The organism is Parvibaculum sp. (assembly GCF_030694575.1).
Lineage (GTDB): Bacteria > Pseudomonadota > Alphaproteobacteria > Parvibaculales > Parvibaculaceae > Parvibaculum.
On sequence record NZ_JAUYUS010000036.1, the window covers coordinates 1 to 16,856 of the forward strand.

Annotated in this window: 20 protein-coding genes; all 20 read left to right on the forward strand. The window is 66.2% G+C overall.

What is annotated here, in order from left to right:
- On the forward strand, nucleotides 1-817 hold an 817-nt coding region (locus Q8S60_RS06140), incomplete at its 5' end, for a helix-turn-helix domain-containing protein (protein WP_305668430.1).
- Nucleotides 814-1,638, forward strand: a complete 825-nt coding sequence (locus tag Q8S60_RS06145) for a hypothetical protein (RefSeq protein WP_305668431.1) — start codon at nucleotides 814-816, stop codon at nucleotides 1,636-1,638. The genes Q8S60_RS06140 and Q8S60_RS06145, both read left to right, overlap by 4 nt.
- Before the next feature lie 118 nt (nucleotides 1,639-1,756).
- Nucleotides 1,757-2,533: a hypothetical protein gene (locus Q8S60_RS06150; protein ID WP_305278657.1), complete on the forward strand. Its 777-nt coding sequence runs from the start codon at nucleotides 1,757-1,759 to the stop codon at nucleotides 2,531-2,533.
- Nucleotides 2,534-2,665: 132 nt separating this feature from the next.
- Nucleotides 2,666-3,226 (forward strand): hypothetical protein, encoded by a 561-nt coding sequence (locus tag Q8S60_RS06155; protein WP_305278658.1) that lies wholly within the window; start codon nucleotides 2,666-2,668, stop codon nucleotides 3,224-3,226.
- Nucleotides 3,219-5,195, forward strand: a complete 1,977-nt coding sequence (locus Q8S60_RS06160; protein ID WP_305278659.1) for a phage terminase large subunit family protein — start codon at nucleotides 3,219-3,221, stop codon at nucleotides 5,193-5,195. The genes Q8S60_RS06155 and Q8S60_RS06160 overlap by 8 nt, the downstream gene beginning before the upstream one ends.
- 17 nt (nucleotides 5,196-5,212) lie before the next feature.
- Nucleotides 5,213-5,425: a gpW family head-tail joining protein gene (gene gpW, locus Q8S60_RS06165; protein ID WP_305278660.1), complete on the forward strand. Its 213-nt coding sequence runs from the start codon at nucleotides 5,213-5,215 to the stop codon at nucleotides 5,423-5,425.
- A 16-nt stretch (nucleotides 5,426-5,441) separates the two neighbouring features.
- Entirely contained in the window at nucleotides 5,442-7,070 is a 1,629-nt protein-coding gene (locus tag Q8S60_RS06170; protein ID WP_305278661.1) for a phage portal protein, read from the forward strand.
- On the forward strand, nucleotides 7,070-7,978 hold the full coding sequence (locus tag Q8S60_RS06175) for a S49 family peptidase (protein WP_305668432.1): 909 nt from the start codon (nucleotides 7,070-7,072) through the stop codon (nucleotides 7,976-7,978). The genes Q8S60_RS06170 and Q8S60_RS06175 overlap by 1 nt, the downstream gene beginning before the upstream one ends.
- A 4-nt stretch (nucleotides 7,979-7,982) precedes the next feature.
- Nucleotides 7,983-8,558 carry a hypothetical protein gene (locus Q8S60_RS06180; RefSeq protein WP_305278663.1) on the forward strand — a complete coding sequence of 192 codons (576 nt, stop codon included), beginning with the start codon at nucleotides 7,983-7,985 and terminating at the stop codon, nucleotides 8,556-8,558.
- 48 nt (nucleotides 8,559-8,606) lie between these two features.
- Nucleotides 8,607-9,290 carry a head decoration protein gene (locus Q8S60_RS06185; RefSeq protein WP_305278664.1) on the forward strand — a complete coding sequence of 228 codons (684 nt, stop codon included), beginning with the start codon at nucleotides 8,607-8,609 and terminating at the stop codon, nucleotides 9,288-9,290.
- A 70-nt stretch (nucleotides 9,291-9,360) separates the two neighbouring features.
- A complete protein-coding gene (locus tag Q8S60_RS06190; RefSeq protein ID WP_305278665.1) occupies nucleotides 9,361-10,383 on the forward strand; it encodes a major capsid protein in 1,023 nt (340 codons plus the stop codon).
- 106 nt (nucleotides 10,384-10,489) lie between these two features.
- Nucleotides 10,490-10,846 (forward strand): hypothetical protein, encoded by a 357-nt coding sequence (locus Q8S60_RS06195; RefSeq protein WP_305278666.1) that lies wholly within the window; start codon nucleotides 10,490-10,492, stop codon nucleotides 10,844-10,846.
- Between the two features lie 3 nt (nucleotides 10,847-10,849).
- Nucleotides 10,850-11,182, forward strand: a complete 333-nt coding sequence (locus Q8S60_RS06200; protein ID WP_305278667.1) for a hypothetical protein — start codon at nucleotides 10,850-10,852, stop codon at nucleotides 11,180-11,182.
- A 1-nt stretch (nucleotide 11,183) separates the two neighbouring features.
- Nucleotides 11,184-11,825 carry a hypothetical protein gene (locus Q8S60_RS06205; RefSeq protein ID WP_305668433.1) on the forward strand — a complete coding sequence of 214 codons (642 nt, stop codon included), beginning with the start codon at nucleotides 11,184-11,186 and terminating at the stop codon, nucleotides 11,823-11,825.
- Between the two features lie 45 nt (nucleotides 11,826-11,870).
- A complete protein-coding gene (locus tag Q8S60_RS06210) occupies nucleotides 11,871-12,086 on the forward strand; it encodes a DUF2635 domain-containing protein (protein WP_305278669.1) in 216 nt (71 codons plus the stop codon).
- Nucleotides 12,087-12,124: 38 nt separating this feature from the next.
- Nucleotides 12,125-13,612, forward strand: a complete 1,488-nt coding sequence (locus tag Q8S60_RS06215; protein ID WP_305668434.1) for a phage tail sheath subtilisin-like domain-containing protein — start codon at nucleotides 12,125-12,127, stop codon at nucleotides 13,610-13,612.
- A gap of 77 nt (nucleotides 13,613-13,689) precedes the next feature.
- Complete coding sequence (locus Q8S60_RS06220) at nucleotides 13,690-14,055, forward strand: phage tail tube protein (protein WP_305278671.1); 366 nt, start codon at nucleotides 13,690-13,692, stop codon at nucleotides 14,053-14,055.
- Nucleotides 14,055-14,462, forward strand: coding sequence for a phage tail assembly protein (locus Q8S60_RS06225; protein ID WP_305278672.1), 408 nt, complete (start codon nucleotides 14,055-14,057; stop codon nucleotides 14,460-14,462). Before Q8S60_RS06220 ends, Q8S60_RS06225 begins: the two co-directional genes overlap by 1 nt.
- A gap of 98 nt (nucleotides 14,463-14,560) precedes the next feature.
- Nucleotides 14,561-16,261 (forward strand): hypothetical protein, encoded by a 1,701-nt coding sequence (locus Q8S60_RS06230; RefSeq protein ID WP_305278673.1) that lies wholly within the window; start codon nucleotides 14,561-14,563, stop codon nucleotides 16,259-16,261.
- Nucleotides 16,258-16,856 (forward strand): DNA circularization N-terminal domain-containing protein (locus Q8S60_RS06235; RefSeq protein WP_305668435.1); only part of this gene is annotated, 599 nt, incomplete at its 3' end. The genes Q8S60_RS06230 and Q8S60_RS06235, both read left to right, overlap by 4 nt.

Below are 16,856 nucleotides of genomic sequence, written 5' to 3' on the forward strand. Positions count from 1 at the left end.
AACGGCATGGGCGGTAGGACAGACGACGGGCGATCCCGCGCGCAAGATGGTGTTGATGGCGCTCGCCAACCGGCACAATCCGGATGACGGGCTCTGCTGCCCGAGCCACGAGCTTCTCGCGGAAGAAGCGGAGATGCATCAGAGCACGCTGCGGCGGCATTTGCGTGCGCTCGAAGAGGCCGGGCTGATCCGCCGCAAGCGCCGCTCCGACGCGCGCGGGCACCGCATTTCCGACGCCTATGAGTTCGTCGGCTTCGTCTTCAGGCCAGCCCGTCAGAGCCGGGCGGAAGCGGAAGCCAAGCGCGCAAAACGCGCGGTAGGAGGCGAGGGCGCCAAGCGCGCAAAACGCGCGGTAGGGATCGACGAGGCCAAGCGCGCGGATTGCGCGGTAGGACCTGTGGAAAACCAGAACCCTAACGCGCAGCCTACCGCGCAACTGTGCGCGCTACATATAGAACCTAAACCTACAGAACCGAATCTCTCTACCGAGAGTCAGAATACCAAGCCGCGCGAAGCACCGACGCTGGGCGACACCGCCCTGGCGCTGCTGCGGCAGGAAATCGGTCTGGCGGTTTTCAATTCCTGGTTCAAGGACGCGTCGCTCGCCGCGCCGGACGACGCATCGGCACCGGCGGCGTTGATCGTGCCGACGACCTTCATCGCGAACTACATCCGCCAGAACTTCGGCGAGAGGCTCGAAAGATTGCTCGGCAGGCGGATCGAGTATGCCGCGCTGGAGCCGCCGCCCTCCGGCGCAGCGGCGCACGGCGTGCGTGTGATCGGAAGCGGAGACGGCGACGGGAGGCGGCAATCGTGAAAACGGAAATCATCGACTGGACGGGCGTGGAAGCGCCGACCGACTTCGCGCTGCCGGTGTGGATCGACCTGCTGACATCCGTGGAGACGACGGGTATTCATCCCGGCGCCTTGCGGCCCGACCTGACGCTCGACCAGCATCGCTCAACGATGCTGCGGGTGAAAATCTCGCGCGCGCGGCTGGCACAGACGGCGCCTGCCTTTCCGGGCTATGCCTCGCAAAAGCCGGAGAAGCGGCGCGGCGCGGTGAAGCGGCCCGGCAAAGGCGGCGGCAAGAACGCCGACAAGGTGGCGCCGGGCGATGACACCGGCACGCCGCAGACGCGCAAGAAACTCAAGGCCGACCAGGTGGACGCGCTCTACCGGCGCGGCACGCTCGACCTCGTGCATGTCGCCGCCGCCGAGCGCATCGCGACGGTGCGGGAGGCATTGGGGCAAGGGCTCACGCCGGGAGCTGTGCAGATCGGCGAGCGGGTGCAGGGCGGCGGCCTCTTCCGCGATCCGCTGCAGCGCATGAGCCAAACTGAAGGGCGCTGGTGGCTCGACGAATACCGGCCCTGGCTCGTCGACCTCGTCTCCGACCCAATCGAGCGCGTGACCGCGACGAAGCGTCAGGTGTTCAACTGTGCCGTCGGTTTCACCATGGCGGTTGTCATCGAGAATTGGTGCGTCGCCGACGCGGAGGATTACTGCCGCATCCCGCGCAATCACGGGCTCGGCACCGTGCTGCTGCGAATCGCCCTCGACAGATACGCGCTGATCGCCGGTTTGCGCAGCGGTGCGAAAGCCAGCGAAACTGCGGCCTTCGCGAAGGCGTCTTGACTTGGCGCCACTTCGACCCTCAAATCGCCACACTGCAAGACGAGCGCCCGACGGATCATCTCCGCCGGGCGTTTCCGTTTCCGGCGGCCTCGCCGGACAAGCGGGGGAGGCGGTTCATGTGAGCTTCGGTGTCACTTTCGATATCCGCTCGCTCGACGCCTTCGGCCGCAAGCTCGAAGGCGTCGCGGCGAAGCAGCTCCCGTTTGCGATGGCGAAGACGCTGACGCAGACGGCCAAACACGCGGCCTCCGAAGACGTGCCCGCCGCGATGAAGCGAGCCTTCGACCGGCCGACGCGCTACACGCTCAACGCCTTCGCCATCCTTCCCGCGACGAAGACGAAGCTCCGGGCCGAAATCCTGCCGCGCGCCTTTGCAGGCAAGGGCAACATCGCCTGGGAATATCTCGATCCCGAAGTCTCCGGCGGCGCGCGCGACGCGAAGCGCGGCGAGAAGCGGCTTTCTGCGACGCTCGGCCAGCGGGTCTATCTCGTGCCGGCCAAGGGAACGAAGCTCGACAAGAGCGGCAATGTCAGCAAGGCGACGATGGTCAAGGTGCTGTCGGGTCTCGGTGCGCTCGGCGACCAGTCGGCGACGAAGGCATCGGCGAAGCGCGCGAAGCGGAAGGTGGTGTCGCATGGCGGCATCAACGGTTCGAAGCGGCGCGGGACGAACTCCGAGTTCTTCGTCGGGCGCTCGAAGTCGGGCCGGAAGCCGATCGCGATCTATCAGTTCAAGGGCAGGGACAAGGTGGTGCCGGTGCTCGCCATCGTGACGAAGCAGCCGAGCTACAAGCCGCGCCTCGCCTTCGGCCCCGTCATCGACAAGTCGGTGCGCACCCACATGCCGCGCTTCTTCGAACGCAACCTCGAAGACGCGATCCGCACCGCGCGGTGATGCGGCGGAACCCAAAAGGGTCCTTCCCGGACCCCCTCCGCCCGCGGGTAATTCGCACCCCGGTAGTTCGCTAGTTTCTGGTTTAGTTTCCGTCTAAACCGCCTAAACAAACTAAACCCGAGGCGTTTAGTCATGGATCAGCCCATCGCCGAGATGAGCAAGTCCGACTACGCGGCACGGGCCGGCGTCAGCAAGGGCCGGATATCCCAACTCACCAAACAGGGCGCTCTTCTCGCGAAGGCCGTCACGCCGACCGGCAAGATCAACGTCGCCGTCGCCGACCGGCTTCGCGGCATCGCTTACGACCCTTCGAACAACCAGTCGCGCCCGCCGCCGAAGCTGCCGTCGCCGGCGGAAGCGACGGACCCGGACGAAGACGACGAAGATCAGGCGCTGCTGCTGCGATCCCGCGCGAGTGCCGCCGAGGCGGATGCCGAGTGGAAGCATCTTCGCAACCACGAGAAAGCCGGCAGGCTCGTCGACCGCGCAGCCTTCGGCGCTCGGCAAGCGGATCGCCTCAAGGTCCTTTTCGACACGCTGCGAGGCAGCAAGAACGCCATCGTCGATCGGCTGATAACCGACCACATCCTGCCGGGCGACAAGCAGATCGAAGCGCGTGCGGCGATCGCGAGCGAAATCGAGAAGCTGATCGAGGATTGGCGCAGCAGCCTGAAGAAGCCAACCGATGCTTGATCTGGCCGACTTCGAGCGCCGCTCTGCCGAGTTGGCCGACGAGCTGCTCTTCGAAGCCTCGGCGCCGCCGGTGCGTCTCGACCTGGTTGAATGGTCGCAAGCGAATGTGCGCGTGCCGGACGGTCCGCGCGAAGGCCAGCTCTTCGACCTGACGCTGACGCCCTACCTCGAACCGATCCTGCGCCGCCTCTCTCCGGAGCATCCGGCACTTCGCATCTACGTCAGAAAATCGGCGCAGCTTGGATACACGACCGCGCTCATCGCATGGATGCTCGCGATCATCGCGCATATCGGCGGCCGCGCGATGGTTGTCATGCCGACACTTGCCGCCGCCGGCGATTTCAACGAGGACAAGTTTCAGCCGGCCCTCGATGCCTGCGACGACGCGAACAGCCGGGTCGCCCCGCAACGCAGCCGATCGGGCGAGGGCTCGAAGGCGAAATACAAGAAATTTCCCGGCGGCTCCGTTCGGCTCACCGGCGCCAATTCCTCGGCGGACCTCAGCTCGAAGACGATCAAATGGATCGCTTGCGACGAGGTCGACCGCTTCCCGAAGGACCTGGACGGGCAAGGTTCGCCCATGGGCATGATCGATGCCCGGCAATTTGCCTTCATCGCGACGGCCGACTTCAAGAAGCTCGTGGGCGGCACGCCGACCATCGAAGGCTCGAGCGAGATCGACGACGGATTCGAGCGCGGCTCGCAATGCTATTGGGAAGTTCCCTGCCCGCATTGCGGCGAGTTTCAGGACCTCGAATGGGAGCAGCTCAAGTGGAAAGAGGAATGGCCGCACGAAGCCGAGATTGAATGCGCCTGCTGCGGCGAGCGCATCGGTCACCACGAAAAGGAGCGGATGGTCCGCGCGGGCCGGGAAAGCCAGCCGCGCAATCCGGGCGCCGGCAAGGACTGGAGCTACAGCCTCAACGCGCTCTACTCGCCCTTCGTCACCTGGGATGCTTTCGTCGCCGCCTATCTCGAAGCGAAGAACGATCCGCTCACGCTGATGGTTTGGACCAATCTCTGGCGCGGCCGCAGCTTCAAGCTGAAGGGCGAGGCGCCCGGCTGGCGCGACCTGATGGAACGCGCACAGCGCGTCAAGGTGTCTCTCAAGGGCGAGATCCCGGACTGGGTTTTGTTCCTGACTGCCGGCGTCGACGTGCAGGGCAACCGCATCGAGATCGTGATCTATGGCTGGGGTCTTGGAAAGACGCGCGTTGCGATCGACCATATCGTCATCGAAGGCGATCCGAACGATCTTGTGATCTGGGGACGCCTCACGGAAATCTGGATGGCCGAGTACCGGACGAAATCCGGCTCGGTGCGCTTCATCGAAATGCTCGCGATCGATGCAGGCTATCTGCCGGACATGGTGCACAACTGGGTGCGCGGCAAGGAAAGCAACGTCCGAGGCCGTCCCCGCGCGATGGCGATCCGGGGCACGCCGCGCGTCACAAACTGGATTCTCGGCGGTGCGACGAAAACATCCTTCACGCTGCCGGGGCAGACGAAGCGCGGCACCGTCATGTCGTGGTGGGTCGGTTCGCATATCGGCAAGGCATCGTTCTACGGATTCCTCGGGCTGCAAGGCCCGAACGACGCCGGCCAATATCCGCCGGGCTTCGTGCATTTCGCCGCCGACCTGCCGGAGACCTTTTTCCAGCAGGCCACGGCCGAAACGCTGAAGCCGGTGAAGAAGAAGAACGGCACCGTCGACTATCAATGGCAGCTGCCCTCCGGCAAGCGCAACGAAGTGCTCGATTGCAGCGTCTATGCGCATGCCGCGGCGATCGCGCTGGGCATGGATCGCATGACGCCCCAGCAATGGGATGCCCTGCACCAGGAGCGCACGGCGTGCGCGCCGGACAAAGGGCAGCTCGATCTTCTTTCGGCGGTGGTCGCACCGCCCGTGAAGGGCGGCGATGAACCGCCGGCGAAACCGCAAGGCTCGCTCGCCAAGCGCCTCGCCTGATCCGAAGGAGTACCGCCATGACGCCTACGGAAATCAAGGCGGTCATCGCGAAACTCGAGCAGGCGAAGATCGATCTCGCGCTCGGCACGAAGACGGCGAGCGTCAGCTATGACGGCAAGTCCGTCAGCTTCACGCAGACGGACATGGGCAAGATCAACGCCCTCATCGCCGAGTTGACGGCGAAGCTCACCGGCCGCCCCGCGCGCCGCGGCTTCCAGTTCCAATTCTGATTTTTCGGGAGCGTCCATGGGCAAGCGCAGCAGGAACCGGCGGGCCGCACGGGCGGCCGCGCCGGCGCACGGCGTGCGCCGCGAGGCGGTCAGCACGGTCATGGGCGAGGGGCAGGTCAGCGCCTACGAGGCCGGCGATCCCGTCAGCCAGGAACTCGGCAACTGGTATCCGGGTCTTTTCTCGGCCGATGCCGAATGGCTCGGCGAGCGCAACCAGGTCACGGCGCGCATCCGCGATCTCGTGCGCAACAATGGCTGGGCGTCTGGCTCGCTGCGCCGCGAACTCGACGCGGTCATCGGCGCCTCGCTGCGTCTCAGCTACAAGCCGGATTACCGAGCCCTTGGGCTCGATCCCGAATGGGCGGATGAGTTCGCCGACCGGATCGAGGGGCGCTGGCGCATCTTCGCGAACGATCCCGACAAATGGGCGGACGCGACACGGCATGACAGCGTGCCGGGCCTGTTCGGGCTCGGCTATCGTCACGCCGCCATGGACGGCGAGGCGGCGGCCGTGCTGCTCTGGATCGAGAACCGCGGTCAGTGGCACACGACTATCCAGATCGTCGACCCCGACCGCCTCTCGAATCCGAACGACATGTTCGATACGGACGAGCTGCGCGGCGGCGTGCAGCTCGACGAATACGGTGCGGCCGTCGGCTACCACATCCGCAAGCGCCACCCGAACGATCGCGGCATGTCGATAACTGCCGACAGCTTCCAGTGGGAATATGTGCCCCGCGAAACGCCGTGGGGCCGGCCGATGTTCATCCACTTCTTCGAGAAGGAGCGCGCCGGGCAGACGCGCGGCATCTCGCGCATGGCGCCCGTCGTCGAGGCGCTCTTCATGGATCACAAGCTCGGCCGCGTCGAGCTGCAGGCAAGCGTGCTGAACGCGATCCTCGCCGCCTTCATCGAAAGCCCTTACGACCCGGAACTGGTCGCGACGGGCCTCGCGCCTGAAACCGGCGACATCGGCGCCTATCAGTCCGCCCGCACGGCGTTCCACAAGGACCGGCGGATCTCCGTCGGCGGCGTGCAGCTCTCCGCTCTCTTTCCCGGCGAAAAGCTCGGCATGACCAACGTGGCGCGCCCGAGCGCGGCGTTCGCGGATTTTCAGGGCGCGGTGCTGCGGAAGGTCGCCTCCGGTCTCGGCGTCTCCTACGAGCAGCTCAGCCAGGACTGGTCGAAGGTCAATTACAGCTCGGCCCGCGCCGCGCTCCTCGAGGTCTGGCGCGGCTTCACCGCGCGGCGCGAGGAGTTCACGCAGAATTTCTGCACGCCGATCTTCGCCGCCTGGCTCGAGGAAGAGCTGGCGCTCGGCGACTACGAGATTCCCGCCGGCGTGCCGTCTTTCTGGGAAGCCAAGGCGGCGTGGACGCGCTGCCGCTGGATCGGCCCCGCGCGCGGCTGGGTCGATCCCGGCAAGGAAATCGACGCCGCCGGCAAGCGCATGGCTTACGGCCTTGCGACGCAGGAAGACGAAGCGGCCGAGCAGGGCAAGGACTGGCAGGAGATCAACGCGCAGCTCGGCAAGGAACGCCGCGCTCGCCTCAAGGAGGGCCTGCCCGATCCTGCATTACCCAACGGCCAGACGCCGATCGTTGTCGACGATGAGACTGAACGTCGCAAGAAAGAGGATGCGTAATGCCGAACGCCAATCCGCATGCCGCGCCCGCGCGCTCCGCTTTCCGCCCGTCGCTCATGCATGGCGGCTTCGCGGCGGATGCCGCCACGGCGCGGCGCATGATCGCCTCCGCGCCGGCGCGCGAGGCATCCGGCGAGATGTCCCATCTCTCCGCCTATTGCACCGGCGGTGCGCGCGAGAAGCGCAAGCCATACGGCTTTCGCGACGGCGTCGCGATCATCGGCGTGCGCGGCTATCTGATGGATGAATATCCGTGGCTCGGCGACAGCTGGGCCACCGGTTATGACAGCCTCCGCTATCAGTCGGAAATGGCGCATGCCGATGAGGAGGTTCGCGGCGTCGCGCTCGACGTGCGTTCCTATGGCGGCTATGTCGCCGGCAGCTTCGATCTCTGCGACGACATGGCGGCGATGCGCAAGGCGAGCGGCAAGCCCGTCGTCGCGATCTGCTCGGAATATGCCTACAGCGCCGCCTACGCGGTCATCGCCGCCGCCGCCGGCAGCATCTCCGTTCCGCGCACCGGCGGTGTCGGCTCGATCGGCGTCATCTGCGAACACTGGAACTATGCCGGCGCCCTGCAGAAGTGGGGCGAAGAAGTCACGCTGATCCATTCGGGCGAACACAAGGCGGACGGCAATCCGTTCGAGGCGCTGCCCGACCAGGTGAAGGCCGACCTGCAGGCCGAACTCGATGCGACGCGCAAGCTGTTCGCCGAAACCGTGTCGCGCGGCCGCATGGCCGCCGGCGCAAAACTCACTGTGGAGCAGGTGCTGGCGACGGAAGCCCGCACCTATGACGGTCCGGCGCGCACGGCGGAAGCCGTGACGCTCGGCCTTGCCGACGCGGTGCTCGCGCCGGCCGCCGCCTTCGCGGCTTTTGTTGCTGCCATCAACGGAAACGAGGACTGAACCGATGAAGAATATTTTTGCGCATCTCGGCATGGGCGGCAAGAAAGCCAAGCCGGGAAAGCCTGCGGCTGCGAAGCCGAAGGCCACCGTCGCGGCGGAGACGGAAGAGGACGAAGACGCACCTGCTGCGGAAGGCGAGGTCGATCCCGACGACGAAGATGAAGAGCCTGCCGCCGAAGGTGAGGTCGATCCCGACGACGAAGAGGAAGAGTCCGCCGCCGAAGGCGAGGACGATCCGGAGAAGGAAAAGGAAGCCGCGCGCAAGGCCGGCTATGCCAAGGGCTACAAAGCGGCTAACGCCCGCGCCCTCAAGATCTTCTCCAGCGAGCATGCTGGTGGCCGAGAAAGCCTCGCCGCGACGCTCGCCTTCACGACCAATCTCGGCGCCGATGCCGTGATCGCCACGCTCAAGGCCACACCGGCCGGCAAGGGCGGCGGCCTCGCCGCCGCGATGGCGACGCAGGCGAACCCCAACCTGCGGAGTGCAGCGACCGCGGACACCGGCAAGAACGCCGCTGCGTCGAAACTGCTTGCGAACGCGAAGGCCCGCGCGGAGGCCGCTGTCAAGCCTCGCCGCTGATTGCGCCCGGCTTTCCTCTCCATCATCTGAACCGAAAGGACCATTGCCATGTCGATACTGGCAGCCTATTCCGCTTCGCGCGCGGCGCTTCTCACGGGCCTTCTCAAGGCGGAAATCAATACCAGCTTCACCCGTCTCGACGGCACGCTGCTCGCCGGTGACGGCGGCGAGCGTTCCGTTGTCATCGGCGAGGTTGCCGGCCGCCGCCTGTTCGGCACGCCGGTCGGCGCCACCGTAGCCGGCGGCACCGGTACCGGCGGGATCGGCTCGATCACGCTCGGTGCCGAAGCCAAGAAGGGCGTCTACGATTTCACCTGCATCGCAACGGCCTCCGGCGGCGGGCGCTTCCAGGTGGTCGATCCGGACGGCTACCGCCTGGCGGACCTTCTGGTCGGCGTCGCCTATGTGCATGCGCAGATCGAATGCACGATCGCGGATGGAGATCCGGACTTCGCGGTCGGCGACCGCCGCACCATCACCGTACCCGAGGGCGATCTGAAGCTTGTGCCGATCGACTTCGATGCGGTCGACGGCTCGCAGCGCTTCGCCGGTTTTTTCGCCAAGAACACCGTCGCGCCGGACGAAGAGGATGCACCGACGCAGATCCTCCACCGCATGTGCCTGGTGGCCGATTCCGCCATCGTCTGGCCCGACGGCGCGACGGACGGCCAGAAGGCGACAGTCCTCGCCGCCGCCGCCGAGCGTCACATCGAGGTGCGTCAGCTCGCCTGACGCACCCGTTCCTTCCTCTCATTCCCATTTGAACGGGCCGCGCTGACGGCTCCAGCAAAAGGTCACTGTCATGCTCACGATCAATACGGCCTCCGGCCCGATCAACTTCGCCTATACCGCTCGCGACCTCACCATGGCGATCGACGTCCTGCCGAACCTTTACGGACGTCTCAACCAGGAGAACCTGTTCCCGAGCGAAGGCGTCCGCACGAAGCTTGTGGAAGTCCGCTTCCGCAATGGCTACATCACGGTGCTGCCGGTCGCCGACCGTGGCGGCGCTCCGTCGGTCGGCAAGGGCCCGGACGAGAACGCGGTCTATCTTGAGATCCCGCACGTCCCGCATCTCGACTATCTGACGCCCGACGACATTCAGGACATGTATGCCTTCGGCGCGAATCCGCTGCGGCTCAAGACGCCGGAAGATGCGCTCAACGAAAAGCTGCAGGCGATCCGCAACAAGCACTCCATCACGCGGGAATATTTCCGCATGGGCGCGCTGAAGGGCGTCGTCAAGGACGGCAACGGCTCCACGCTGCACGATCTGTTCGAGCGTTTCGGCATCGTGAAGAAGACGATCGACTTCGAGCTCGACGACGCCAATACCGATGTGAAGGCGAAGTGCCGGGAGCTGATCCGGTTCACAAAGCGCAACCTCAAGGGAGAGGTCATGGGCAAGGTCCGGATGAAGGTTGACCCGGTATTCTTTGACATGTTCACCGGCCACCCCAACGTCGAAAAGTTCTTCCTCAACTATGTCGAGGCACGTTCCCTGGCCGTCGACGACGTCACCGAGTTTCCCTTCGGTGGCCTCATCCTCGAAGAATACGACGCAACCGTGACGCTGATGGACGGCAGCACCGAGGAGCTGATCGCGGAAGGCTACGGTCACGCCTATCCGACGGGTACGATGAACACCTTCCGCACTTTCGATGGGCCTCCTCACAGCATGAGCATGGCGAATATGCCCGGCGCCGAGATCTATATCTCGCCGAAGCTGCTCGATCACGACGAAGGCATCGAACTCAAGTCGCAGTCGAACCCGCTGCCTGTGGTCTCGCGTCCCGACCTCATCGTCGAGGCCCTCGCGGCCTGACCTCTCCGGCCGTGACAGCGGCCGCCTGACGTCCCGGAGGCGCACGGCGTGCGCCTCCGCCTGGCCTTCCCGCGCTTCCCTTTCCATCTCACCGAAAGCAGACACCATGAAGAAATCCATCTTCCTTGCCTCGCCTGCCACGCATCCCCTGCATGGCAGCTTCTCCGAGGGCTATCACCAGCCGGAAGCCGATGTCGCCGATGCGCTCATCGCCGAATGCGGCGCCGTCGAGAAGGCGCTCGACAAGAAGCCGGCGTCGCTTGCCGCCGATCACGATTTCGGCGACGACGTGCTCAACGCGATCCATGGCCTCGACCGCCGCGACAACGCGCATTTCACGAAGGCCGGCAAGCCGGATTCCGGCGTCCTCTCCGAGCGCCTCGGGCGGACCGTGTCGGCCGCCGAGCGGGACGACGCCTGGGCCGCCTATGAAGCGGCCGTCGCCGAAGCGCTCGCGCAGTAGGCCATGACAAGCTTTCGCGGCCTCGCCGATCTGGTGCTCGTGGCGGCGAACGAGCATCTCGGCGAGGACGCGACCTACACGCCGCTGAAATCGGCGCCGGCCACGGCGCCCTTCGCCGTGCGCGGGCCTTTCGACGAGGCGGCGGAGATCGTCGAAATGGGGAACGAGGCGCCGGTCTCCGGCACCATGCCGGTGCTGGGCGTGCGTCTCGCCGATTTCGCGGTGGAGCCCGCGCAAGGCGACCGCGTCACGGTTCTCGGCGCGCTCTATGAAGTCTGGGACACGCGGCCGGACGGGCAGGGCGGCATGAAGCTGCTGCTGAAACGGAAATCCTGACATGCCGGACATCGAACCCGCGAGCCGCAAGGAAATGCGGCACCGCACCCGCGACCTGCTGATCGCCGGCGCCGTGCTCGGCGGCAACTGGTTCGCCTCTCGCCGCCGCCCGGCAAAGGCGAAGGACCTGCCCGTCGGCCTCGTCTACACGCCCTCGGAATCGATGATCTCGCCGATGGCCGAACAGAGCATTCCGCATTTCGACAACTCCATGCGCCTCGCCGTCGAGGTGCACGCGGGCGAACCGGGCGAGGACGAGGAAGACGCCGACGAGGCGCTCGACGACACACTCGACGCCATCGCCGACGAGATCCGCGAACTGCTGCTCTGCAGCCCGGCCTGGCTCGAAGGCGTCGCCGGCGTCGCCTCCGTCGAGATCGAGAAACAGCCGGAGAGCGGCGGTGAAATTCATTTCGGGGCCGTGCGCCTCGTCTTCCAGCTCGTCATCGGCGAGAGCTACTGGCAGCCGGATCTCGACACGCCGCTCCGCAAGATCGGCCTCAGGCCGGTGGCGGAGCTGGATGGCGAGGGCGAACCCGTGCTCGACGACGAAGGCGAGCCGATGCTGCAGCAATTCGGCTTCGACATGGACGGTGACGGCAAGGCGGATGTCGAGGCCGAATTCGACATCCCGCAAGACTGATCCGGACCCGTCATTTCACGTGAAACATCCATGAAGGGAATTTCCATGGACAAGAAGCTTTACGGCCGTCCCGCGCCGGGCCTCAAGGTGCGCGATCCCGACCACGACAACCGGCACGTGCCGGCCACGGACGCCGAATATCCGCGCACGCCCTATTGGGCGGGGCGCTTCCGCGACGGCGACATGATCGCGTCGGTTGCCCCGGCCTCCGCGAAGCCGGCGGCAAAGACCTCATCCGCCGCCGGCAAGCCCGCCGCCTGATCCCGGCTCTCCCTCACATCTGACACGAGGCTTCCATCATGGTTCCCTTCGACACTATCGATCCGAGCTGGCGCCCGCCGCTCTTCTATATCGAGGTCGGCGTCACCGGCACCTTCTCGCAGGAGCGCCGCTCGCTGCTGGTCGGGCAGATGCTCGATGCCGGGACGGCCGTCGCCGACACGCCCATTCAGGTGTCGAGCGTCGCCCAGGCGAAAGCCCTGTTCGGCGCCGGCTCGATCCTGGCGGAGATGATGGAGATCTATCGCCGCAACGACATCGCGGGCGAGGTCTGGTGTCTGCCGCTCGATGACGACGGCGATGCCGTCGCGGCGACGGGCACAATCACCTTCGGCGGGCCGGCAACGGCGCGCGGAACGCTGTCGATTTGGATCGGCGGGCAAAGGCTTCGCGTCGCCGTTGCCGCCGGCGATGCCGCTGCTGCGATCGCAGCCGCCGTCGCCGCTGCCATCAACGCCGCGACCAACCTGCCCGTCACGGCGGCGGCGGAAGCGGCCGTCGTCACGGTCACCGCGAAACAGGCCGGCCTGCTTGGCAACGATATCGACCTCCGCATGAATTATCGCGGCGCGGCCGGCGGCGAGGAAACGCCCTCGGGCGTCACCGTCGCGATCGTGGCGATGGCAAACGGCGCGACGAACCCCGACATCACGGACGCGCTGGCGGCGCTCGGCGATGCCGAATACGACTATGTCGCCTGCCCCTATACCGACACGGACAATCTCGACGCCGTGAAGCAGGCCTGGGACGGAATCACCGGACGCTGGTCCTGGCTGCGCCAGATCTACGGCCATGTCTTCTCCGCCAAGCGCGCCACGGTCGCCGCGCTCGGCACCTTCGGCAATGGCCGTAACGACCCTCATGTCAGCGTGATGGGCTACAACAAGAGCCCGTCCACGCCCTGGGCATGGTGCTCGGCGTTGTGCGCCCGCGCCGCCGTCGCGCTCTTCGCGCATCCCGCCCGCCCGCTCCAGACCCTGCCGCTTGTCGGCATTCTCGCGCCGGCGGAGGCGGACCGCTTCACGAAGCAGGAACGCAACACGCTCCTCTATGACGGCATCGCGACCTGGTACGCGCAGCGCGACGGGACCGTCACGATCGAGCGGGCCATCACCACCTATCAGCTCAACGCCTTCGGCCAGGCCGACAATGCCTGGCTCGACGTGCAAACGCCGGCGACGATCTGGAACGTGGTGCGGCGTCTGCGCTTCTTCGTCACAACGAAGTATGCGCGGCACATGCTGGTCGACGATGGAACGCGGCTCGGCTTCGGCACGCCGGCTGTCAGCCCGGCCGATATTCGCCGCGATGAGATCGCGGAATACGAGAAGATGGCGACGGAAGGGCTCGTCGAAAACGTCGAGGCTTTCGCGCAGAACCTGATCGTCGAGCGCGACGCGAACGATCCGACCCGCGTCAACATGCTCTACAAGCCGGATCTCGTGAACCAGCTCCGCATCTTCGCCGTGCACGCCGACTTCCAGCTGCAATATCCGCAGGCCGCCTGATCCTCGCGACTGACATGAATGGCCGGCGCACGCCGTGCGCCGGTTCCTGACCCCAATTCGCAATCCGGGAGAAACCGATGGCGAGCAAATTCAATCTCGGCGGCGCGGCCTATGTGAAGGTCGGCGGCCGGCAGATCGCGCTGCGCGGCAACCTCAAGCTGTCGACGGAGATGGAGGAAGAGGAAGGCGTGACCGGACAGGACGGTCCGCACGGCTTCCTGACCAAACCGAAAATGCCCTATTTCGAGGGCGACTATTCCACGGTCGCCGACATCTCGATCGAGGAGCTGCGCGCGCTCAAGGACGAGACCTGGCAGGTCGAGCTGAACAACGGCACGGCCTACATCTTCAGCAATGCCCGCGTGACGACGGCCATGGAAATCGACACCGCCCAGGGTCAGTTCACGATGCGTGTCGACGCGATGAACGCGAGGAAACTCTGATGGACAGCATCACCGTCCCGCTCTCGCAGCCCCTGCAGTCCTTCGGCGAGGAACTGCGCGCGATCACCTTCCGCCGTCCCAAGGGGCAGGATTTCGTCGTCTGCGGCTATCCCCTCATCATCCTCATGCCGTCCGCCGACGGGGAGGAACGCGACGAGGACATGGCGCCGTCCGATGCCGAGGCCGGCGAGATGCGGCCGAACGCTTCCGCCATCTCCAAGCTGATCTCGCGTCTCGGCAACGTCACGAAAGGCGCCGTCGCCGAGATGGACGGCGCCGACTGGAACGCCTGCATGGGGGCGGTACTGTCTTTTTTGGGCGTGGCGGCACCGGCGAAGACATCGTCGATGCCTGTTTCGACCTTGCCTGGAGCTGGAAACGAGAGCCCGGCTATTTCCTCGAGCTGACCATCGAGGAACTGCTGCTCTACCAGACGCAGACGACGCGGCTCATCCGCGAAGAGAACGAAGCGGCCGCGCGCGGCTGACCTGCGGGAGAAGATATCATGGCATCGCCGGTCAATCTTCGCGCCATCGTCGGCATCGTCGACCGCGCCACCGCGCCTTTGCGGGGGATCGGTCGAGGAATCTCCGGCGTCGGCATGCGCGCGCGTCTCGCCCAGGTGCAGATCGCGCAGATGGCCCGCGCGGCCGGCCTGGCGCAGCTGCATCAACGCCTCGGCGCGGCGGGCAACGCCGCCAGGGCGCTCTGGCAGAACGTGAAAGGGGCGGCCATCGGGCTCGCCTCGCTTGCCGGTATCGCGGCGGGGGGAGGGCTCGCCGCCATCATGGGCGGCGCGGCGACACGCGGCGACGAGATCGCGCGCAATGCGAAACGTGTCGGCGTCGGCGTCGTCGCCTATCAGCAGTTGGCCTTCGCCGCGAAACAGGCGGACATCGCGCAGACGGTTCTGGACAAGTCGCTGCAGAAAGTCGCCCAGGGCGCGGCGGATGCGGCGTCGGGAAAGAACAAGGACCTCGCCACGCTTTATGCGCGCATGGGCATCTCCCTGCGCGACCAGAGCGGCCAGCTCCGGACCTCGGCCGACCTGCTGCCCGAACTGGCTGACGGCTTCAAGCGAAACGAAAACCCGACCCTGCGGATGCGCATGGCGATCGCGCTGTTCGGCGACGAAGGCGCGCGCATGATCGACATGCTGGCGGGCGGCTCTGCCGCGCTGCGCGCGCAGATGGACGAGGCCAACAAATATGGCGTGCTGACCGAAGAGCAGGTCGCCGCGCTGTCGAAACTCGACACGGCCTACAAGCATATCGGCAAGGCAGTCGAAGGCGTGACGAACCTGATCGGTGCCCAACTCGCGCCTGTCCTCGCGCCGCTGCTGGAAGACATCGCCGACTGGATCGCCCTCAACCGGGAATGGATCGCGACGAACCTCACCGAAGCGCTGAAGTCCATGGTGACGTGGATCAAGAGCTTTGACGGGGAGGGCTTCAAGCAATGGCTGAAGGATGTGGCGGCGGGCGTGCGCGGCGTCGTCGACTTCATGGGCGGCTGGCGCAATGTGATGATCGCGACGATCGTGGTGCTGAATGCCGGGCTGATCCTCAATGTGATCCGGCTGACCTGGGCGCTCGGCATGGCTGGCTTGGCAACGGCGAAGTTCGCGATCACTCTCGGCATGCTGGCCTTCGCCCAGGTTGCCGGCGCCGTCGGCAATTTCGTCATGGCGCTGCGCGCGGGATATGGCGCGATGGCGGCGCTCAATCTTGTCATGGCATCGAACCCGATCGGGCTGGTCATCATCGGCGTCGCGGCGCTGATCGCCGCCGGCGTGCTGCTCTGGCGGAACTGGGACAAGGTGAAGTCGGTACTCGGCAGCGTTTGGGACTGGATGGTCGACGCTGTGTCGTCGCCGATGAAGGCATTGCAGGCGCTGGCCGACATCATCAAATTCATCATGAAGTGGTCGCCGCTGGGTATCGCCGTGCAGGCCGGCAAGGCGTTGGCAGCCGCCGGCTCCAATGCACAAGGCGAGGGAGTGACCGGCGGCCTGAGGCGCGGCAGGGGCGCCCTCCGTGCCGAGCAGCAACAGCGTCTGGGCTCTGCGCCGGCGCGTATCGATGGCGAGACGACGGTGACCGTCGATTTCAAGGGCGTGCCGCGCGGCGCGACGATCCGCAGCGAGTCGCGCGGCCGTGTGAAACATCGCCAGCGCGTAGGCTATGCCATGGAGCGGCCAGAATGAGCTGGAAAACCCGCCTCCGCCCGGCTTCCTTCCGGGGCGAGCCCTTTCATGTCGGCTCGCTGCGCGGCGCCGGCGGCCGCCGTCTCGCCGTCTTCGAATATCCCGGCCGCGACGACCCCTATGTCGAGGATCTCGGGCGCAAGGGGCGGCGCTACACCTTCTCCGGCTATGTCCTCGATGCCGATTACGAGGCCTCGCGCGACGCGCTGGTGGCGGCCTGCGAGGCAAAGGGCAGCGCCACCCTCGTTCATCCGACGCTGGGCGAGCTGACCGTCGCCTGCGAAACCTACGAATATGAGGAGACGAAGGAAGAGGGCGGCATCTGCCGTTTCACCTTCGGCTTCGTCGAGGCGGGCGAGAATAAATATCCGCGCGGCGAGGCGGACACCGTCACCGCCGTCAATCTGGCCGCGCTCGATGCCGACACGGCCATCGCCGCCGCCTTCGACCGCGCCTTCGAGGTCGCCGGCTGGCCGGGCTTCGTCGCCGAGGCCGCCGCCTCGCGCATCGGCGACGTGGCGGCGCTGGTCGCCGGCCTCGCCCTCGGCCCCGTCGCGGGCCTTGCGCCGGTTGCGGGCCTGCGGGCCTCGCTTGC